Annotated in this window: 12 protein-coding genes; 3 read left to right on the forward strand and 9 right to left on the reverse strand. The window is 36.1% G+C overall.

The genetic code is table 11. From position 1 onward, the window contains the following. Positions 1-11 precede the first annotated feature (11 nt). A complete protein-coding gene (locus R2782_RS01590; RefSeq protein ID WP_371266308.1) occupies positions 12-1,283 on the reverse strand; it encodes a tetratricopeptide repeat protein in 1,272 nt (423 codons plus the stop codon). Between the two features lie 26 nt (positions 1,284-1,309). Next, a complete protein-coding gene (gene gyrA / locus R2782_RS01595) occupies positions 1,310-3,871 on the reverse strand; it encodes a DNA gyrase subunit A (protein ID WP_371266309.1) in 2,562 nt (853 codons plus the stop codon). Positions 3,872-4,130: 259 nt separating this feature from the next. Here gyrA and R2782_RS01600 point away from each other — a divergent pair, with 259 nt between their 5' ends. Both R2782_RS01600 and rimK read left to right on the forward strand, forming a co-directional pair. After that, positions 4,131-6,680 (forward strand): ATP-dependent Clp protease ATP-binding subunit, encoded by a 2,550-nt coding sequence (locus R2782_RS01600; RefSeq protein WP_371266310.1) that lies wholly within the window; start codon positions 4,131-4,133, stop codon positions 6,678-6,680. 85 nt (positions 6,681-6,765) lie between these two features. Beyond that, a complete protein-coding gene (rimK, locus tag R2782_RS01605) occupies positions 6,766-8,142 on the forward strand; it encodes a 30S ribosomal protein S6--L-glutamate ligase (RefSeq protein ID WP_371266311.1) in 1,377 nt (458 codons plus the stop codon). Positions 8,143-8,195: 53 nt separating this feature from the next. Here the strand turns inward: rimK and R2782_RS01610 are convergent, their stop codons facing one another. Continuing rightward, positions 8,196-9,059: a hydroxymethylglutaryl-CoA lyase gene (locus tag R2782_RS01610; RefSeq protein ID WP_371266312.1), complete on the reverse strand. Its 864-nt coding sequence runs from the start codon at positions 9,057-9,059 to the stop codon at positions 8,196-8,198. Positions 9,060-9,296: 237 nt separating this feature from the next. On the opposite strand from R2782_RS01610, the gene hemN reads away from it, so the two are divergent. Then, on the forward strand, positions 9,297-10,655 hold the full coding sequence (gene hemN / locus R2782_RS01615; RefSeq protein ID WP_371266313.1) for an oxygen-independent coproporphyrinogen III oxidase: 1,359 nt from the start codon (positions 9,297-9,299) through the stop codon (positions 10,653-10,655). A gap of 77 nt (positions 10,656-10,732) precedes the next feature. On the opposite strand, the gene R2782_RS01620 is transcribed toward hemN, so the two are convergent. From R2782_RS01620 to R2782_RS01645, 6 genes are all read right to left on the reverse strand, one after another. Next, on the reverse strand, positions 10,733-12,862 hold the full coding sequence (locus R2782_RS01620; RefSeq protein ID WP_371266314.1) for an elongation factor G: 2,130 nt from the start codon (positions 12,860-12,862) through the stop codon (positions 10,733-10,735). Positions 12,863-13,001: 139 nt separating this feature from the next. Beyond that, complete coding sequence (locus tag R2782_RS01625) at positions 13,002-13,703, reverse strand: sulfite exporter TauE/SafE family protein (protein WP_371266315.1); 702 nt, start codon at positions 13,701-13,703, stop codon at positions 13,002-13,004. A 64-nt stretch (positions 13,704-13,767) separates the two neighbouring features. Then, complete coding sequence (locus R2782_RS01630; protein ID WP_371266316.1) at positions 13,768-14,214, reverse strand: FixH family protein; 447 nt, start codon at positions 14,212-14,214, stop codon at positions 13,768-13,770. Between the two features lie 48 nt (positions 14,215-14,262). Next, on the reverse strand, positions 14,263-15,681 hold the full coding sequence (ccoG, locus tag R2782_RS01635) for a cytochrome c oxidase accessory protein CcoG (RefSeq protein WP_371266317.1): 1,419 nt from the start codon (positions 15,679-15,681) through the stop codon (positions 14,263-14,265). A gap of 53 nt (positions 15,682-15,734) precedes the next feature. Next, entirely contained in the window at positions 15,735-16,691 is a 957-nt protein-coding gene (locus R2782_RS01640; RefSeq protein ID WP_371266318.1) for a cbb3-type cytochrome c oxidase N-terminal domain-containing protein, read from the reverse strand. A gap of 22 nt (positions 16,692-16,713) precedes the next feature. Then, a complete protein-coding gene (locus R2782_RS01645; protein WP_371266319.1) occupies positions 16,714-16,887 on the reverse strand; it encodes a CcoQ/FixQ family Cbb3-type cytochrome c oxidase assembly chaperone in 174 nt (57 codons plus the stop codon). Positions 16,888-16,892 lie beyond the last annotated feature (5 nt).

Genomic DNA, 16,892 nt, shown 5'->3' on the forward strand with positions numbered 1-16,892 from the left:
GTAAACGAATATTAATTCATGGTCGCCTTCAAGGCTTTGTATTTTTCAGTCATATCCAAAGAAGTATAGACATTTAATAAAGTCTGTTTTGCTTCCAGGTTGCCCGAGTCAAACTCAACAACCTTTTCTAAGTAAGGAAGTGCATCTTTGAACACCTTTTCCCTTTGCAACTTTAATTCGTCATAACGTTTATTGTCTTTTGCTGAGTTGCCTAAATTATTCATCTCCTCCACAATCTTCGTATCAGCATCCAATTTTAAAATCGCTAAATTGAGGTACGCATTTGAATATTTCGGATTAATTTCGATGGCTTTTTTATAGTATTTTTCAGCATCGGCTTTGTTTTCTGAAGTACCTGAAATTACACCCAGATTATAATACAAATCGGCATCATTGGGTGATTTTTGCAAAACTTCTTCAATAACTCTTTTGTACGAAGCATAATCTTTGGCTTCTAAGTAAAGATTTGCTTCCGTTAAGGCCAGCGAAGTATCATCAGGATTATTCATTTTAGCTTCTTTAATAGCTTGCATCGCTTTATCCTTTTCTCCCTTTTCAACTAAAATCAGAGCATAATTTCTGTAAATTTCTCCTCTTTTAGAAGGAATTTTTTCATCTCTTGGTTCCGTATGCACCTTTAGCTTAACCGATTTATCTCTATCCTCTTTAGAATTAAATAATTGTTCCTCATTGTTAATGGCACTTTTAGCATAATAAGCCATACCCTGACCGGAATAATTTAATTGTTTTAGTTTTTCGTAATAACTCAATGCCATGTTATAATCTTTTGCATTTACAGCACTACCTGCGGCATAATACAAATAAATCGTATCTTGAGGACTTAAGTTATATACTTCGTATAACTTATCGGCACTTTCTTTGAAACGCTTTGCATCACTATCTGCTATGGCTGAGCTAATTAACTTTTGCTTCACTGTTGCTAACGATTGTTCTGCTTGGACTGAAAATTTGTTTTTTCCCATTTTCTTTTCAGTTGCCATCAATTCCTGGTACGCTTTTGCAGCTTCTTTTAAATTCTTACCGGTTTCCATGTTTTTATTAGCGAATTCTAATAAAGCATTTCCTTTTAGAAAATAAAACTGTGCTTTCTCTTGGTCAGAAGCACCACTGATAACACTTTCTGCTGCAGACAAGGCATTTTTAACAGCAGTAGGTTCAAAATTTTTCATCGCTTTTTCCAATGCTTTCAATTGATCTTTTTGGGCGTAACCACCCAAACTCAACATTAAGGCAAAGGCCGAGATAATGTATCTACTCTTCATTTTAAATCAATTTTAATTACTATTTATTATTGGTTTTCTTCATTCTCTTCCTCAGCACTACTATCCTCATTTAAATCGGACACATTTTTGACTGAAAGGTCATTGGCAACAGTTGCTGAAACATCTTCAAAGTCAACCTCTTCAGCTGCTTCCTCTTTCATAACTTTAGTAACCGCCGCAATTGAATCATTACCTTTGATATTAATCAAACGAACACCTTGTGTTGCTCTTCCCATTACTCTTAAATCAGACACCTCCATTCGAATCGTCAAACCGGATTTGTTAATAATCATCAAATCGTCTGCATCGGTAACATTTGAAATCGACACTAATTGTCCCGTTTTATCTGTGATATTGAGCGTTTTAACTCCTTTTCCTCCTCTATTGGTGATTCGGTAATCTTCCAAAGCTGAACGCTTACCATAGCCGTTTTCTGAAACCACTAAAATTTCACTGTTCATATCATTTACAGAAACCATGCCAATAACCTCATCTTTTTCATCGGCTAAAGTGATTCCGCGAACTCCTGAAGCATTTCTGCCCATAGGACGGGTTTTACTTTCTTCGAAACGAACTAATTTTCCGGATTTAACCGCAACTAAAATTTGACTTTTTCCGTTGGTTAATTTTGCTTCCAGTAATTCATCGTCTTCTTTAATGGTTATGGCTGCAATACCATTTTGTCTCGGACGCGAATATTGTTCTAACAACGTTTTCTTCACTTGTCCTTGTTTAGTCGCCATAATTACGTAATGACTATTGATATAGTCTTCATTTTTCAAATCTTGTGTACAAATGAATGCTTTGACTTTGTCGTCATTTTCAATATTTATCAAGTTTTGAATCGCTCTTCCTTTTGATGTTTTACTTCCTTCCGGAATTTCATAAACCCTCATCCAGAAACATTTTCCTTTTTGTGTAAAGAATAACATGTACTGGTGATTAGTGGCTACAAACAAATGTTCTAAGAAATCTTGATCTCGGGTTCCCGCACTTTTTTGACCTACCCCACCTCTATTTTGGGTTTTGTATTCCGATAGATTGGTCCGTTTAATATATCCCGCATGAGAGATTGTGATTACAACATTTTCATCGGCAATTAAATCTTCGATACTTACATCACCACCGGAATATTCGATAACAGAACGTCTTTCGTCACCATACTTGTCGCGAATTTCAATTAATTCTTCTTTAATTACCTGCATTCTCAAGTCTTTATTAGCTAATAAATCTTTTAAATGAGCAATTAATTTCATGATGTCTTCGTATTCCGCTCTTAATTTATCTTGTTCTAATCCGGTAAGTTGACGCAAACGCATTTCAACAATTGCTCGAGCTTGAATTTCGGTCAACGAAAAACGCTCAATTAATTTTGCACGAGCTTCATCTCCATCTTTAGAGCCACGAATCAAAGCAATGACTTCATCAATATTATCTGATGCAATGATTAATCCTTCTAAAATATGTGCTCTTTCTTCCGCTTTACGCAAATCGAACTGAGCTCGCCTCACCACAACATCATGTCTGTGTTCCACAAAATAATGAATCAACTCTTTCAAGTTCAACATTTGTGGTCTACCGTTAACCAAAGCGATATTATTGACACTAAACGATGATTGTAATTGAGTAAATTTAAATAAGGTATTTAATACCACATTAGGAACGGCATCGCGTTTTAATTCATATACAATTCGCATCCCGTTACGATCAGATTCATCTCTGATATTTGAAATACCTTCTATTTTTTTCTCATTAACTAAATCAGCGGTTTTCTTAATCATATCCGCCTTATTTACTTGATAAGGTATTTCTGTTACAATTATGGCTTCTTTTCCATTGCTTTCCTCAAAAGAAGTTTTTGCACGCATTACAATACGTCCTCTTCCTGTTTTAAAAGCTTCGCGAACACCCTCATAACCATAAATAATTCCTCCTGTAGGAAAATCAGGTGCCTTGACAAAACTCATCAATTCATCTATCTCAATTTCATTATTGTCAATATAGGCCAACGTACCGTCAATGACCTCCGTTAGATTGTGTGGCGGCATGTTCGTAGCCATACCAACAGCAATACCGGACGCCCCGTTTACCAAAAGATTTGGTATTTTAGTCGGCATTACTTTTGGCTCATATAAGGTATCGTCAAAATTCAGTTGAAAATCAACTGTTTCTTTTTCGATATCCGCCATAATTTCTTCAGAAATTTTCTGCATTCTGGCTTCGGTATATCGCATGGCCGCCGGACTATCACCGTCTACTGAACCAAAATTACCTTGCCCATCCACTAAAAGATAGCGTAAGCTCCATTCTTGAGCCATACGAACCATTGCATCATAAACAGATGAATCTCCGTGTGGGTGGTATTTACCTAAAACTTCTCCAACAATTCTAGCAGATTTTTTATGAGCTCTATTCGAAAAAACTCCTAAATCATACATTCCGTATAGCACTCTACGGTGTACCGGCTTCAATCCATCTCGCACATCCGGCAATGCTCTTGAAACAATCACTGACATCGAATAATCGATGTAAGCTGATTTCATTTCGTCCTCAATGTTAATAGGAATCAACTTTTCTCCTTCAGACATATGTATTTATTTGTTAAAAATTATAATTATTTCAAAACGTGCTAATATACGTTTTTTTGACCTTTTTGAAAGCAGATTCTTCAACTAATTTCAATGATTTATTAACAAAAGTGATGTGCTTTTTGGTTAATAATTAGACCCCTCTTTCACTTTTATATATCAAATATTTTTTGTCAATTAGCTGACAGTAGTTGTGAAAAGGAATAGTTTTTGTTTATACCAACCATAATTACTAAATTTACCTCTAAAAAGATGTGCTATGGATGATAATTTTTCTCCGAGAGTCAAAGATGTAATCAGTTACAGTAAAGAAGAAGCCTTGCGATTAGGGCATGATTTTATTGGAACTGAACATTTAATGCTAGGAATATTAAGAGATGGAAACGGTAAAGCAATTACTATCTTAAATAATTTAGATATTGATTTAGAATATTTACGTAAAAAGGTAGAAATTTTGAGTCCGCCTAATCCCAATACGGAGGTTAGTAATGAAAAAAAGAATCTCCATCTCACCCGTCAAGCGGAAAGAGCCTTAAAAACAACTTTTCTTGAAGCCAAAGTATTTCAGAGTTCTTCCATCAGCACGGCACACCTTTTGCTTTGTATTTTAAGGAACGAAAATGATCCGACAACAAAATTACTAAACAAGCTAAAAATCGACTACGATATAGCTAAAGAACAATATTTGAATATGATACCCAATAACAACGAAGACGAATATACTGACAGCTATCCGAAAAACGAATCGTTTAATGATGATTCCGGACAAGATGACAGTTTAAAAGAAGGCAACTTTAGTAATCCCGGAAATAAAACCAATAAAAAATCAAAAACTCCTGTTTTAGATAATTTTGGTCGAGATTTAACTGAGTTAGCGGAAGAAGGAAAACTAGACCCGGTGGTAGGTCGTGAAAAAGAAATTGAACGTGTTTCGCAAATTTTAAGTCGACGTAAGAAAAACAATCCGCTTTTAATTGGTGAACCCGGTGTAGGTAAATCGGCTATTGCAGAAGGTTTAGCATTACGTATCACACAAAAGAAAGTATCCCGAATATTATTTAACAAAAGGGTTGTTACACTTGATTTGGCAAGTTTAGTTGCCGGTACAAAATACCGAGGTCAGTTTGAAGAACGGATGAAAGCAGTAATGAACGAATTGGAAAAAAATGATGACATTATTTTGTTCATTGATGAAATTCATACTATTGTTGGTGCCGGAGGAGCCACCGGTTCCCTGGATGCATCCAATATGTTTAAACCTGCACTAGCGAGAGGTGAAATTCAATGTATTGGTGCTACAACATTAGACGAATACAGACAGTATATCGAAAAAGACGGTGCGTTAGAAAGACGCTTTCAAAAAGTAATTGTAGAACCTACTTCGATTGAAGAAACAATCACTATTTTAAATAATATCAAAGGTAAATATGAAGATCATCATAGTGTTCTTTATACGCCCGAAGCGATTGATGCCTGTGTAAAATTAACCAGTCGCTATATGTCTGATCGATTCTTACCCGACAAAGCGATTGATGCTTTAGACGAAGCCGGTTCCCGAGTTCACATCACTAACATCGAAGTGCCTAAACAAATTTTGGAACTAGAAAAACAATTGGAAGATGTTCGGGAATCTAAAAACACCGTTGTTAAAAAGCAAAAATACGAAGAAGCGGCTAAACTTAGAGATGATGAAAAACGCATTGAAAAAGAATTGGCTATTGCCCAAGAGCAATGGGAAATTGATTCTAAAAATAATAGAATAACTGTTACGGAAGAAAATGTTGCCGATGTCGTTTCAATGATGACCGGAATTCCGGTTAACCGAATTGCTCAAACGGAAAGCAATAAATTAGCACACCTTCCTGATTTAATTAAAGGAAAAGTAATTGGACAAGACGAGGCCGTATTAAAAATAGCCCGCTCTATTCAACGCAATCGTGCCGGTTTGAAAGACCCAAACCGACCCATTGGTTCATTTATTTTCTTAGGACAAACCGGTGTTGGAAAAACACAACTAGCAAAAGTTTTGGCCAAGGAATTATTTGATTCAGAAGATGCCTTGGTTCGAATTGACATGAGTGAGTATATGGAAAAATTCGCCATCTCCCGATTGGTTGGTGCTCCTCCGGGCTATGTTGGTTATGAAGAAGGTGGTCAGTTAACCGAAAAAGTTCGTCGTAAACCCTATTGTGTTGTTTTGTTAGATGAAATTGAAAAAGCTCATCCGGATGTTTTTAATATGATGTTACAAGTATTGGACGATGGCTATTTAACCGATAGTTTAGGTAGAAAAATTGATTTTAGAAACACTATTATCATTATGACTTCCAATGTAGGTGCAAGACAATTAAAAGATTTTGGCCAAGGTGTTGGTTTTGGAACGTCTGCTAAAATTTCTCAAGCAGATGAACACTCTAAAAGTGTGGTTGAAAACGCGTTGAAAAAAACATTTGCTCCGGAATTCTTAAATCGTATCGATGATGTAATTGTATTTAATCCGCTAGAACAAGAGCACATTAATTTAATTATAGAAATTGAACTAAAGAAATTATATGCCCGAATTAAAGATTTAGGTTATTCATTGAATTTGTCAGATAAAGCCAAAGCATTTATTGCAGAAAAAGGTTTTGATAAACAATTTGGTGCAAGACCTTTGAAAAGGGCAATTCAAAAATATGTGGAAGATTCATTAGCCGAAGAAATTATTACCTCTAAAATAGCTGAGGGAGATGAAATTTTTATGGATATTGAAGACAACGCTCAGGAATTAAACGTGGTCATTAAAAAAGCTAAAAAACCAACAAATTAAATAATATCTATTGGTTAGCCACGAATTCACTAAATAAATTGTTTTTTGTGAATTCGTGGTTATTTTTTATCCTCAATTGAATTTTATGTTAGACAACAAATTAATTTTAGGTAGCGAAGAATGGTGTTCTTTTCCGGAATTGGGCATTCCAACTATTAAAGCAAGAGTAGATTCGGGAGCCAAAACTTCTGCCCTACATGCTATCAATATCAGTCCGTTTATCAAAGAGGGTGAACACTGGGTAAAATTTGACATTAATCCGATACAAAATAATGTAAAAACAATTATTCACTGCCAAGCTCCCTTAATTGATAAACGTATTGTTAAAAGCTCCAGCGGATTTCGTGAACAACGTTTTGTTATTCAGACACAGCTGCAATTAGGCGAATCTAATTGGACGATTGAAATGACATTGACTAACAGAGATTCTATGGGTTTTAGAATGTTATTAGGTCGCGAAGCCATGAGTGGAAGAGCATTGGTTGACCCGGAACAAAAATATTTGTTGGGTGATAATTCTACTGATACGTTAAACAATTTATATCCTGATGTCTTGAAAGAACGATCAGGATTAAAAATTGGACTTTTAGCAAGCAATCCCGAATTATACAGTAACAAACGAATCATGGAAGCCGGTGAACGCCGTGGGCACGAAATGCATTTTCTCAACATCAAAGAATGTTATATGAAATTGGATGCCGATACTCCGGAAATTCATTATCGCGGTGGTAAGATTTTGAATGATTTGGATGCGATTATTCCGAGAATTCGTCCTAATATCACTTTTTACGGATGTGCTTTGACCAGGCAATTTGAGGCTTTAAAGATTTTTTGTTTGAATTCTTCTTCTGCTATTACGCAATCACGTGATAAATTGTATTCCTTACAATTGCTTTTAAACAATGGCATTGATATTCCTACCACCGGGTTTGCCAATTCTCCTTTAGATACCAATGATTTAATTAAAATGGTGGGTGGCACTCCGTTAATTGTAAAACTTTTAGAGGGCACACAAGGTAAAGGAGTTGTTTTGGCCGAAACTAAAAAAGCTGCAGAAAGCGTAATCAATGCTTTTAAAAGTTTAAATGCCAACATTTTAGTTCAGGAATTTATTAAAGAAGCGAATGGAAAAGACTTGCGTTTGTTTGTTATAGACGGAAAAGTAGTCGCTACTATTCAACGAGAAGCTTTAGCGGGAGAATTTAGAGCGAACATTCACTTGGGCGGAACGGCATCTGTCATCAAGCCCACTAAAGAAGAAAAAATTATTGCTGTTAAAGCTGCCAAAGCCATGGGTTTAAAAGTGGCCGGCGTAGATATTATTCGTTCGAGTAAAGGACCGCTTTTATTAGAAGTTAATTCCTCTCCCGGTTTAGAAGGAATTGAAGGGGCCACCAACAAAGATATCGCAGGCGAAATGATTAAGGCAATTGAGAAAAATTTTAAACTGAGAAGAATATAGCTATTAATCAATTCCACTCCTACTCTTTTTTAAATTTCAAAAAAGACACACTTTTAATGAAACTCCCCAAACACCTTTGTGGCTTCATTGTATGCACTTTCAAAGCTCATTGGGCTGGTGTTGGTGTTTTCTTTTTGAGTAGTAAAATAGGATAGTAATTTTTCGGTAGGCATGTTTCCGGTGAGATCGTCTTTCGCCATGGGGCAACCGCCAAATCCTTGAATGGCTCCATCAAAACGGCGGCAACCGGCTTTGTAGGCCGCATCTACTTTTTCAAACCATTTATCAGGTGTGGTGTGCAAATGAGCTCCAAACTCAATTTCGGGATATTTGCTAATGAGATTGGAAAATAAATAATCAATGACTTCCGGGGTTGAACTTCCCACAGTGTCGGATAATGATAAAATTTTCACCCCCATACCGGCCAGTTTTTCGGTCCACTCCCCCACGATTTCCACGTTCCATGGGTCGCCATACGGATTTCCGAAACCCATCGACAAATACGCCACGACTTCTTTGTTCGATTGGTCGGCAATTTCGAGGATCTCTTGTAGTGTGATGATGGATTCCGCTATGGTTTTGTGCGTGTTTCGCATTTGAAAATTCTCCGAAATCGAAAACGGAAAACCCAAATACCGAATTTCTTTGTGCACCGCTGCCAATTCTGCTCCTTTGGTATTGGCAATGATGGCCAATAATTTGCTACGGGTTTGCGATAAATCTAATCGAGCTAACACCTCAGCTGTATCAACCATTTGAGGAATCGCTTTGGGCGAAACAAAACTACCAAAGTCCAATGTATCAAAACCTACCCGCAAAAGTGATTGTAAATAAAGTACCTTTCGTTCAGTGGGAATAAAGGTTTTGATGCCTTGCATGGCATCGCGTGGACATTCAATAATTTTTATTGGTTGCATAGAAGGTCAAATATAGGGAAGAATTTTGGAAATTTAAAAAGGTTTAAAAGTTTATGAGGAATCACGGATATAGAAATTTGGAAAAAATGTAGCAAAAGAAAGCTTATGATAATTATCATTTTTTTTTTTTACTCTTGACAATATCTTTGACCTATGTTTTTACTTTGATAGTGAGAAGATAAGAAGAAAATGTCCTCATTCATTCTTAACTTTTTACGATTAAAAAAGCGACAAAGGATGACTTTAATTCAAAAATATAATGTTCCCGGCCCAAGGTATACTAGCTATCCTACGGTTCCCTATTGGAATGAAAGTGATTTTTCGCTTTCTAAATGGAAAGAAACCTTGGTGCACTCCTTTTCTGAATCTAATTCTTCTGAAGGAATCAGTCTGTACATTCATTTGCCTTTTTGCGAAAGCTTATGCACGTTTTGCGGTTGCAATAAACGCATCACCAAACGGCATGATGTGGAACATCCGTATATCGACGCCGTCTTAAAAGAATGGGAATTGTATTGTGAACTCTTACCCAAAAAACCGATTATCAAAGAAATTCATTTAGGAGGTGGCACTCCAACGTTCTTTTCTCCTGAGAATTTAGAGCGATTGATGAATGGTTTATTTGAAAATGCAGCTATTCATCCTGAACATGAATTTAGTTTTGAAGGCCATCCGAACAATACCACCCGAGCACACCTCCAAAAATTATTTGATTTAGGTTTTAGAAGAGTGAGTTTTGGTGTTCAAGATTATTCGCAAAAAGTGCAAGAAGCAATACATCGAATTCAATCGTTTCATAATGTGGCAAAAGTTACTTTTTGGGCAAGAGAAATCGGTTATACTTCAATTGGCCATGATTTGATTTTTGGATTACCTTTTCAAACTGTTGAAGATGTAATTGATACGATTGACAAAACCAATTCGCTTCAGCCTGATCGTTTGGCTTTTTATAGTTATGCTCATGTTCCGTGGATCAAAGGAAATGGTCAACGCGGATTCAAAGACGAGGATTTACCCAAAGATGAGGAAAAACGACTGTTGTATGAAATTGGTAAAAAACGTCTTTCTGAAAATGGTTATCATGAAATTGGCATGGATCATTTTGCCTTAGAAACTGATAGTTTATATCATTCGTTTAATGAACGAAAACTACATCGCAACTTTATGGGGTATACTTCCTCTAAAACCCAAGTGATGATTGGTTTAGGTGTTTCTTCAATAAGTGATAGTTGGTACAGTTTTGCTCAAAATGTCAAAACACTTGAGGAATATTATGATGCTTTGGTACAAAACGAATTGCCCGTTTTTAGAGGTCATCTTCTAACGGATGAAGATTTAATCATTCGCAAACACATTTTAAACATCATGTGTCAGTTGCACACATCATGGCATGAATACGGTTATTATTTTTCAGAAATCAATCAAGTCTTAGACCGACTACATGAAATGGAAGACGACGGATTAGTTATCATCACCAATCACTCGCTCACCGTAACAGAAAAAGGAAAAGCCTTTATTCGCAACATTTGTATGGCTTTTGATTTACGCATGACACGAAAATTACCGGAAACCAAATTGTTTTCGATGACGGTTTAGAAAAATTTTGGAATAATTTAATTATAGAAGTAACAAAGCCCGATGCAAATCGGGCTTCATCTGTACAAGCAATTAAATTATACTTCTTGTAATTCCTCTTTAAAAGTATGAATTAAATTTTGTTGGATCTCATAAGGTACTTTTTCATAATGTGAAAATTCCATATTTAATTTAGCTCTACCTTGTGATAACGAACGAATAGTGCCCATAAAATCATGCATTTCCGCAATAGGAATTAAGGCTTTAACTTTAGTAAAATGACCTTCAGCATCCATGCCTTCCACGATAGAACGATGGGATTGAATCGCACTCATTACTGAACCGGTAATATCATCCGGAGTAACGATGATAACTTCATAAATAGGTTCTAACAATTGCGGATTAGCGTTAACAAAGTTTTCTTTAAAAGCCATCATTCCGGCAATTTTAAAGGACAAATCGTTGCTGTCAACCGCATGCATTTTTCCATCATATACCAAAACTCCCACATCTTGCACATGGGAACCGGTGAGTGGTCCTTCTTGCATTTTTTCCATTATTCCTTTTAAAATAGACGGATGAAAACGAGCGTCGATAGCTCCACCCACAATACAATTGTAATAGATTAATTTTCCTCCCCAAGGTAATTCAATCACTTCTTTACCCCGGATGGGATAGCCTTTTGGGTCTTCGCTATCTGCAGTAATGGGGAATATTTTCATTGAAATTTCACCAAACTGCCCTGCTCCACCGGATTGTTTTTTATGACGATAGGTTGTGTCCGCTTCGGTTTGAATGGTTTCGCGATAAGCTACTTTTGGCTTTTTAAAATTCACTGCTAATTTATGTGTATTTTCTAATTTCCATTGAATGACAGCCATGTGTAATTCCCCTTGGCAATGAATAATCGTTTGTTTTAACTCAGCAGAAACTTCAATTATTATACTTGGGTCCTCTTCCACCAATTGATGCAATGCCGCCGAGAGTTTTTCTTCTTCCCCTTTTTTAGTGCCTTCTACAGCCATTGAATAAGTAGGCGTTGGAAATTGAATCGGTTGAATGGCAATCGGAAAACCTTTTTCATGCAAAGTATTGTTGGTGTGCGTATCTTTCAATTTTATCGTTGCTCCAATATCACCGGCTGTCAACTCATCCACTGCGATTCTTTTGTTACCCTCCATTTCAAACAGTTGCATGATTTTTTCCACTTGTCCGGTATCTTCATTGGTTAGTTCGTCTCCAACTTTTATTGTTCCGGATAGTACTTTAAAGAAACTCAACTCGCCCACATGCGGTTCAGAAACCGTTTTATAAATAAAAATGGCGGTTTTCCCATGCTCATCACATGGAATTTCACGGTTGTCCATAGTCAGCTGAGGTGGCATTTCATAGGCGGACGGACACACATTATCAATAAACCCCATCAATCGTCCTGCACCCTTATTTTGCTTGGCGGAAACACAAAAAACCGGGAAAATTTCGTGTTTAATAAGCGAATGATGCAAACCTAGTTTCATTTCATCTTCGTTCAATTCCCCTTTTTCAAAATAGTTTTCCATCAAACGTTCGTCGTTGGCAGCAATGGTTTCAATTAATTCTTGGTGCAATTGTTTTGCTTTTTCTTTTTCTGTATCCGGAATGGGAAGTTTTTCCGGTTTTCCGCCATCGGAAGGATATTGATACATCACCATGTTCAATACATCAATTACCGCATTAAAATTTGCCCCTTGATTAATCGGATATTGCACAATTACCAATTGGTTGCCAAAGTGAGCTTTTGCTTCGGCTACTGTTTTATCAAAATCCGCTTGTTCATGATCGAGTTGATTCACCGCAAAAATAACAGGGAGTTTGAATTCATTGGTGTATTGCCAAATAATATCGGTTCCAACTTCTACTCCCATTCTGGCGTTCAGAAGCATCACTCCACATTCAGAAACCCGCATCGCACTGATGATTTCTCCCGACAAGTCATCATAACCCGGTGTGTCTAAAATATTGATTTTATAGCCTTTCCATTTTGAATTGACCAATTTAGAAAAAAGCGTTTTCCCTTTTTCATGTTCAATATCGGTATAATCGGCAATTGTATTTTTTTCCTCTACGGAACCTCTTCTGTTAATGATTCCTGATTCAAACAACATGGCTTCTGCCAACGTCGTTTTACCGCTACCGGTGTGACCCAGTAGCACTACATTTTTTACGTGTTTACTGTCAAACTGTAACATAACTGTTCATTTAGAAATTATACTATAAATTTCGGATTAAATAAGCAGTTAAAACATGACTTTCATCAGGTTATAAAAAGAAAACGAACAACCTATTTACAAGCTGTTCGTTTTCAAAAAAAACTGAAAAACTAATCAATTAATGACAATCCGGATTGGCCTGAACAATTAACGTTGTGGTTTTAGGAGAAAGGTAAGGGATATCCAATCCCATTCCTCTCACGATGAATAAACTACCGATGATGAATACCATGATGGGAATCATTTTTTGAATTTTATTGCGAACAGGTACAGTGATAAAATTCGCGATTAACACCACGGCACTCATCATGGGAATTGTTCCTACTCCGAATAGAATCATATAGGTTGCACCTAACCATTCACTTTGCATAGCAATGGCACCGAAAAGTGCGGCATAGACCATTCCGCAAGGTAAAAAGCCGTTTAATAAACCCATCGTAAATAACGCATCAAACGTTTTTCTTTTGAATTGTGCTCCAAGATGACTTTTTACTTTTGAAATAACTCTATAAATGGGTTTTGAAAAATTGTATTGAGCCAATTTCCGTTCTGGAATAATGACAAACAAAATCATTAAAACACCAACGATAATTGACAATTGTTGTTGTAATCCGGCTAAGAATAAACCTTTCCCTAACATTCCAAAAAACAAACCTAGCATTGCGTAAGCCGTTAACCTTCCCAAATGATATAATGAAATTTGGATGATTCTTTTCGCTGCATTATTTCGGTCAACGGGAATCATCATCGCAATCGGACCACACATGCCGATGCAATGAAAACTACTGATTAATCCGAATAGGAGTGCTGTGTAGAGCATAACTGTTCTTGGTTGTCGGTTGTTGGTTGTCGGTTAACGGATAACAGACAACCTACAACTGAATTTATAAATAAATAGTTTTCTTGGTTAAAATTTCTTTTCCTTCATACGTCCAATCAATTGAAATGTCCCAGCGACCGCCTACCAAATTGTTTTTAGGTATGAGCAAATATGGACCGGAAAGTGAAATCGGAACTTCAAAATCCAGTTTTTGGTTAGACGGTCTGTAAAGGGACACTTTTCCTTTGATTTTTTGTATATCCATACTTTCAGGAAAAGTAATTTTTAATCCTTCTTCCTGAGAAGTAATTTGAACAGGTTGAGCTAAATTTTTATCATTTTGCTCTTTTTCCATTTGTTTTTCAAAAACAAGTTCTTGTTTATAGTATTCTTGCACTACTAATTCGTTGTCATATTTACTGTCAGATTGCACTTTAAACACAAAGTATAAGATGAATGTCATAAACAATCCAAATGCGATAACGATGGCTTTTCCCCAATTGATTTTCATTTTTTTAGATTCTTAGTAGCTGAGTTACTGAGTAACTAAGCTATATTGTTAATTAAAGCTTCTTGGTCCCATGAAGTTTGTAGTGGTGGTTTCGATTAAATTTTCACCATCATAGACTTCAATTTTCAATTTTATTTTATCGCCTTCTAAATAAGCCGGATTGACCTCTACAAATAAAGTTCCTTTGGCAATGCCGTCCGGTTTTATTCTTATTTTTGATTTTCCTACAACGATAATATTTCCTATTGGTTCAACCAATTTGAAGGAGACTTCATCAAATTGTTTTGTGGTTTTATTGACAATTTTATAGGTATATACATTGCTGATATTTTCTCCCTTGTGTTCAAACAATTGACCTGGTAATCTCAAGATGGTGGCTTCTACATCATTTCGTAAAAACAACATCCCGATTAAGACACCTATGAGAATAGTTAAAACAGCGGTGTATCCCTTCATTCTGGTTGTAAAGACAAATTTTTCTTTTTTTACAATTTCGTCTTCACTGGCATAACGAATTAGCCCTTTAGGTAAACCTACACTTTCCATGATGGTATCACATTCGTCAATACAAGCTGTGCAATTGATACATTCTAACTGCGTACCGTTACGAATGTCAATTCCGGTGGGACAAACATGAACACATTGCTTACAATCGATACAATCCCCTTTCCCTGTTGAAGCTCTATCTTCCTGTTTATTAAACTTAGCTCTACCAATTTCTTTTTCGCCTCGCACGTGGTCGTAGGCTACATTAATCGATTTGTTATCCAACAAAACCCCCTGCATTCTACCATATGGACAAGCAATGATACACACTTGTTCTCTAAACCACGCAAATACAAAATAAAATACGGCTGTAAAAATCAATAAGGCTATTAAAGTGCTGGTGTGTAAGGCAGGACCTTCTTTTATCATCAAAAGTAAACGATCGCTACTCACCAAATAGGCTAAAAACACATTAGCAATTATAAATGATACCACAAAAAAGATGAACCATTTTGTCACTCGTTTTCTGATTTTCTCAGCATTCCATTCCTGTTTTTGTAATCGAATTTGAGCACCTCTATCGCCATCTATCCAATATTCAATGCGACGGAAAACCATTTCCATGAAAATGGTTTGCGGACAAAACCAGCCACAAAATATTCTTCCGAAGACAACAGTAAAAAGTGCTAATCCCACTACTCCGATAATCATTGAAATCACAAACAAATGAAAATCCTGAGGCCAAAAGGGAAAACTAAAAATATTAAATCTTCTTTCTAACACATTGAACATCAAAAACTGATGTCCGTTAATTTTGACAAAAGGAGCAACCAATAAGAAAACCAATAAAAAATAGCTCAAAAGTTTTCGTTTATCATAAAAAGGTCCTTTCGGCTTTTTAGGAAAAATAAACGCTCGCTTTCCTTCTTTATTAATTGTTCCGATTGTATCTCTAAAACTTTCGTCGGGTAACTTGCTCATACCTTAAAAATTTAGATTTTACAAATCCCGATTTACACCGGGATTTGTTTTTTTTATTTTACTACCGCTACAATTTCTGTCTTTGTGGTATCGATAACTGTAGTATCTTTGATTGTTTCTGTTTTTGGAGCATTTTCATCTACCCAAACGTCGCCCTCAGGAGCTTTCCCTTCTTTTGGATTAGTTCCTTGTAAAGACAACACATAACTGGCCACTTTTTGAATATCAGAAGGTTTGATTTCTGTTTTCCAAGACACCATACCCTTTCCTTCACGACCACCTTCCATAATGGTATTGAACACATTTTTGATTCCACCGCCCAAAATCCAGTGGTTATCGGTGAGGTTTGGTCCGATAGAACCACCTCCATCCGCTTTGTGACAAGCCACACATTTTGCTTCAAAAATGGTTTTCCCTTCTGCTAAGGCAGCGACATCCGTTAAAAGTGTTACTTTTTCTTTGTCCATTAAATCCGGTGCTGTTAGTTTATATTTTTCAACTTCTGCTTTAGCAATGGCCATTTCTGTTTCAAATTCAGAAGCTTGGTCATAGTCGTTGAAAATATGGAACCTTACTAAATAGACAAAAGCAAAAATGATGGTTAAGTAGAATAAGTTCACCCACCATGGAGGTAGCACATTATCCAATTCTTTGATGCCATCATAATCATGATCTAACATTACATCATGTTCTTCTTCAATTTCTTTGGAACGTGTTAATTTTTTCATGATTCCTTGATAAAAAGCACTTTCTGTAAATGGTAAAGCTTGTGCTTCTTCCAATTGTTTTTTCTGTTCTTCAGAAAGTAAATGATAAGTTACTTTATCAACTGCACTGACCACAATTTCTATGGCAACTAACAGGAATAAGAAAACCCCTAAAAACAAAGCTACCATAGGGTATTCTATAAATGCAGGCTTATCGCCGGAGTCAATAAAATATTCCATTGCACCCATTACAAGGGCAAAAATCAACGGAACACGAACGTATGATGGAATTAATTTTTTCATATTTTACAACTAATAAGGTTAACTAATTATCTTCGTTTAAAGGGATATCACTTAATTCATTAATTTTTTCTTTGCTATAAGTGAATACCCAAAATAAAAGTAAAGCAAAGAAGATGAAGAAAATGCTGAGCGAAATAATCGGATAAATCTCAATCCCTGAGATACTGTCCATATGACCTTTAATAAACTTGAGCATAACAA

Origin of the sequence: Flavobacterium sp. (assembly GCF_041392085.1) — a bacterium.
Lineage (GTDB): Bacteria > Bacteroidota > Bacteroidia > Flavobacteriales > Flavobacteriaceae > Flavobacterium.

Excerpts from the sequence above, each read along its gene's own strand:
- R2782_RS01590 (WP_371266308.1), bottom strand. The coding sequence starts at position 1,283 with ATGAAGAGTAGATACATTATCTCGGCCTTTGCCTTAATGTTGAGTTTG.
- gyrA (WP_371266309.1), bottom strand. The coding sequence starts at position 3,871 with ATGTCTGAAGGAGAAAAGTTGATTCCTATTAACATTGAGGACGAAATG.
- R2782_RS01600 (WP_371266310.1), top strand. The coding sequence starts at position 4,131 with ATGGATGATAATTTTTCTCCGAGAGTCAAAGATGTAATCAGTTACAGT.
- rimK (WP_371266311.1), top strand. The coding sequence starts at position 6,766 with ATGTTAGACAACAAATTAATTTTAGGTAGCGAAGAATGGTGTTCTTTT.
- R2782_RS01610 (WP_371266312.1), bottom strand. The coding sequence starts at position 9,059 with ATGCAACCAATAAAAATTATTGAATGTCCACGCGATGCCATGCAAGGC.
- hemN (WP_371266313.1), top strand. The coding sequence starts at position 9,297 with ATGACTTTAATTCAAAAATATAATGTTCCCGGCCCAAGGTATACTAGC.
- R2782_RS01620 (WP_371266314.1), bottom strand. The coding sequence starts at position 12,862 with ATGTTACAGTTTGACAGTAAACACGTAAAAAATGTAGTGCTACTGGGT.
- R2782_RS01625 (WP_371266315.1), bottom strand. The coding sequence starts at position 13,703 with ATGCTCTACACAGCACTCCTATTCGGATTAATCAGTAGTTTTCATTGC.
- R2782_RS01630 (WP_371266316.1), bottom strand. The coding sequence starts at position 14,214 with ATGAAAATCAATTGGGGAAAAGCCATCGTTATCGCATTTGGATTGTTT.
- ccoG (WP_371266317.1), bottom strand. The coding sequence starts at position 15,681 with ATGAGCAAGTTACCCGACGAAAGTTTTAGAGATACAATCGGAACAATT.
- R2782_RS01640 (WP_371266318.1), bottom strand. The coding sequence starts at position 16,691 with ATGAAAAAATTAATTCCATCATACGTTCGTGTTCCGTTGATTTTTGCC.
- R2782_RS01645 (WP_371266319.1), bottom strand. The coding sequence starts at position 16,887 with ATGCTCAAGTTTATTAAAGGTCATATGGACAGTATCTCAGGGATTGAG.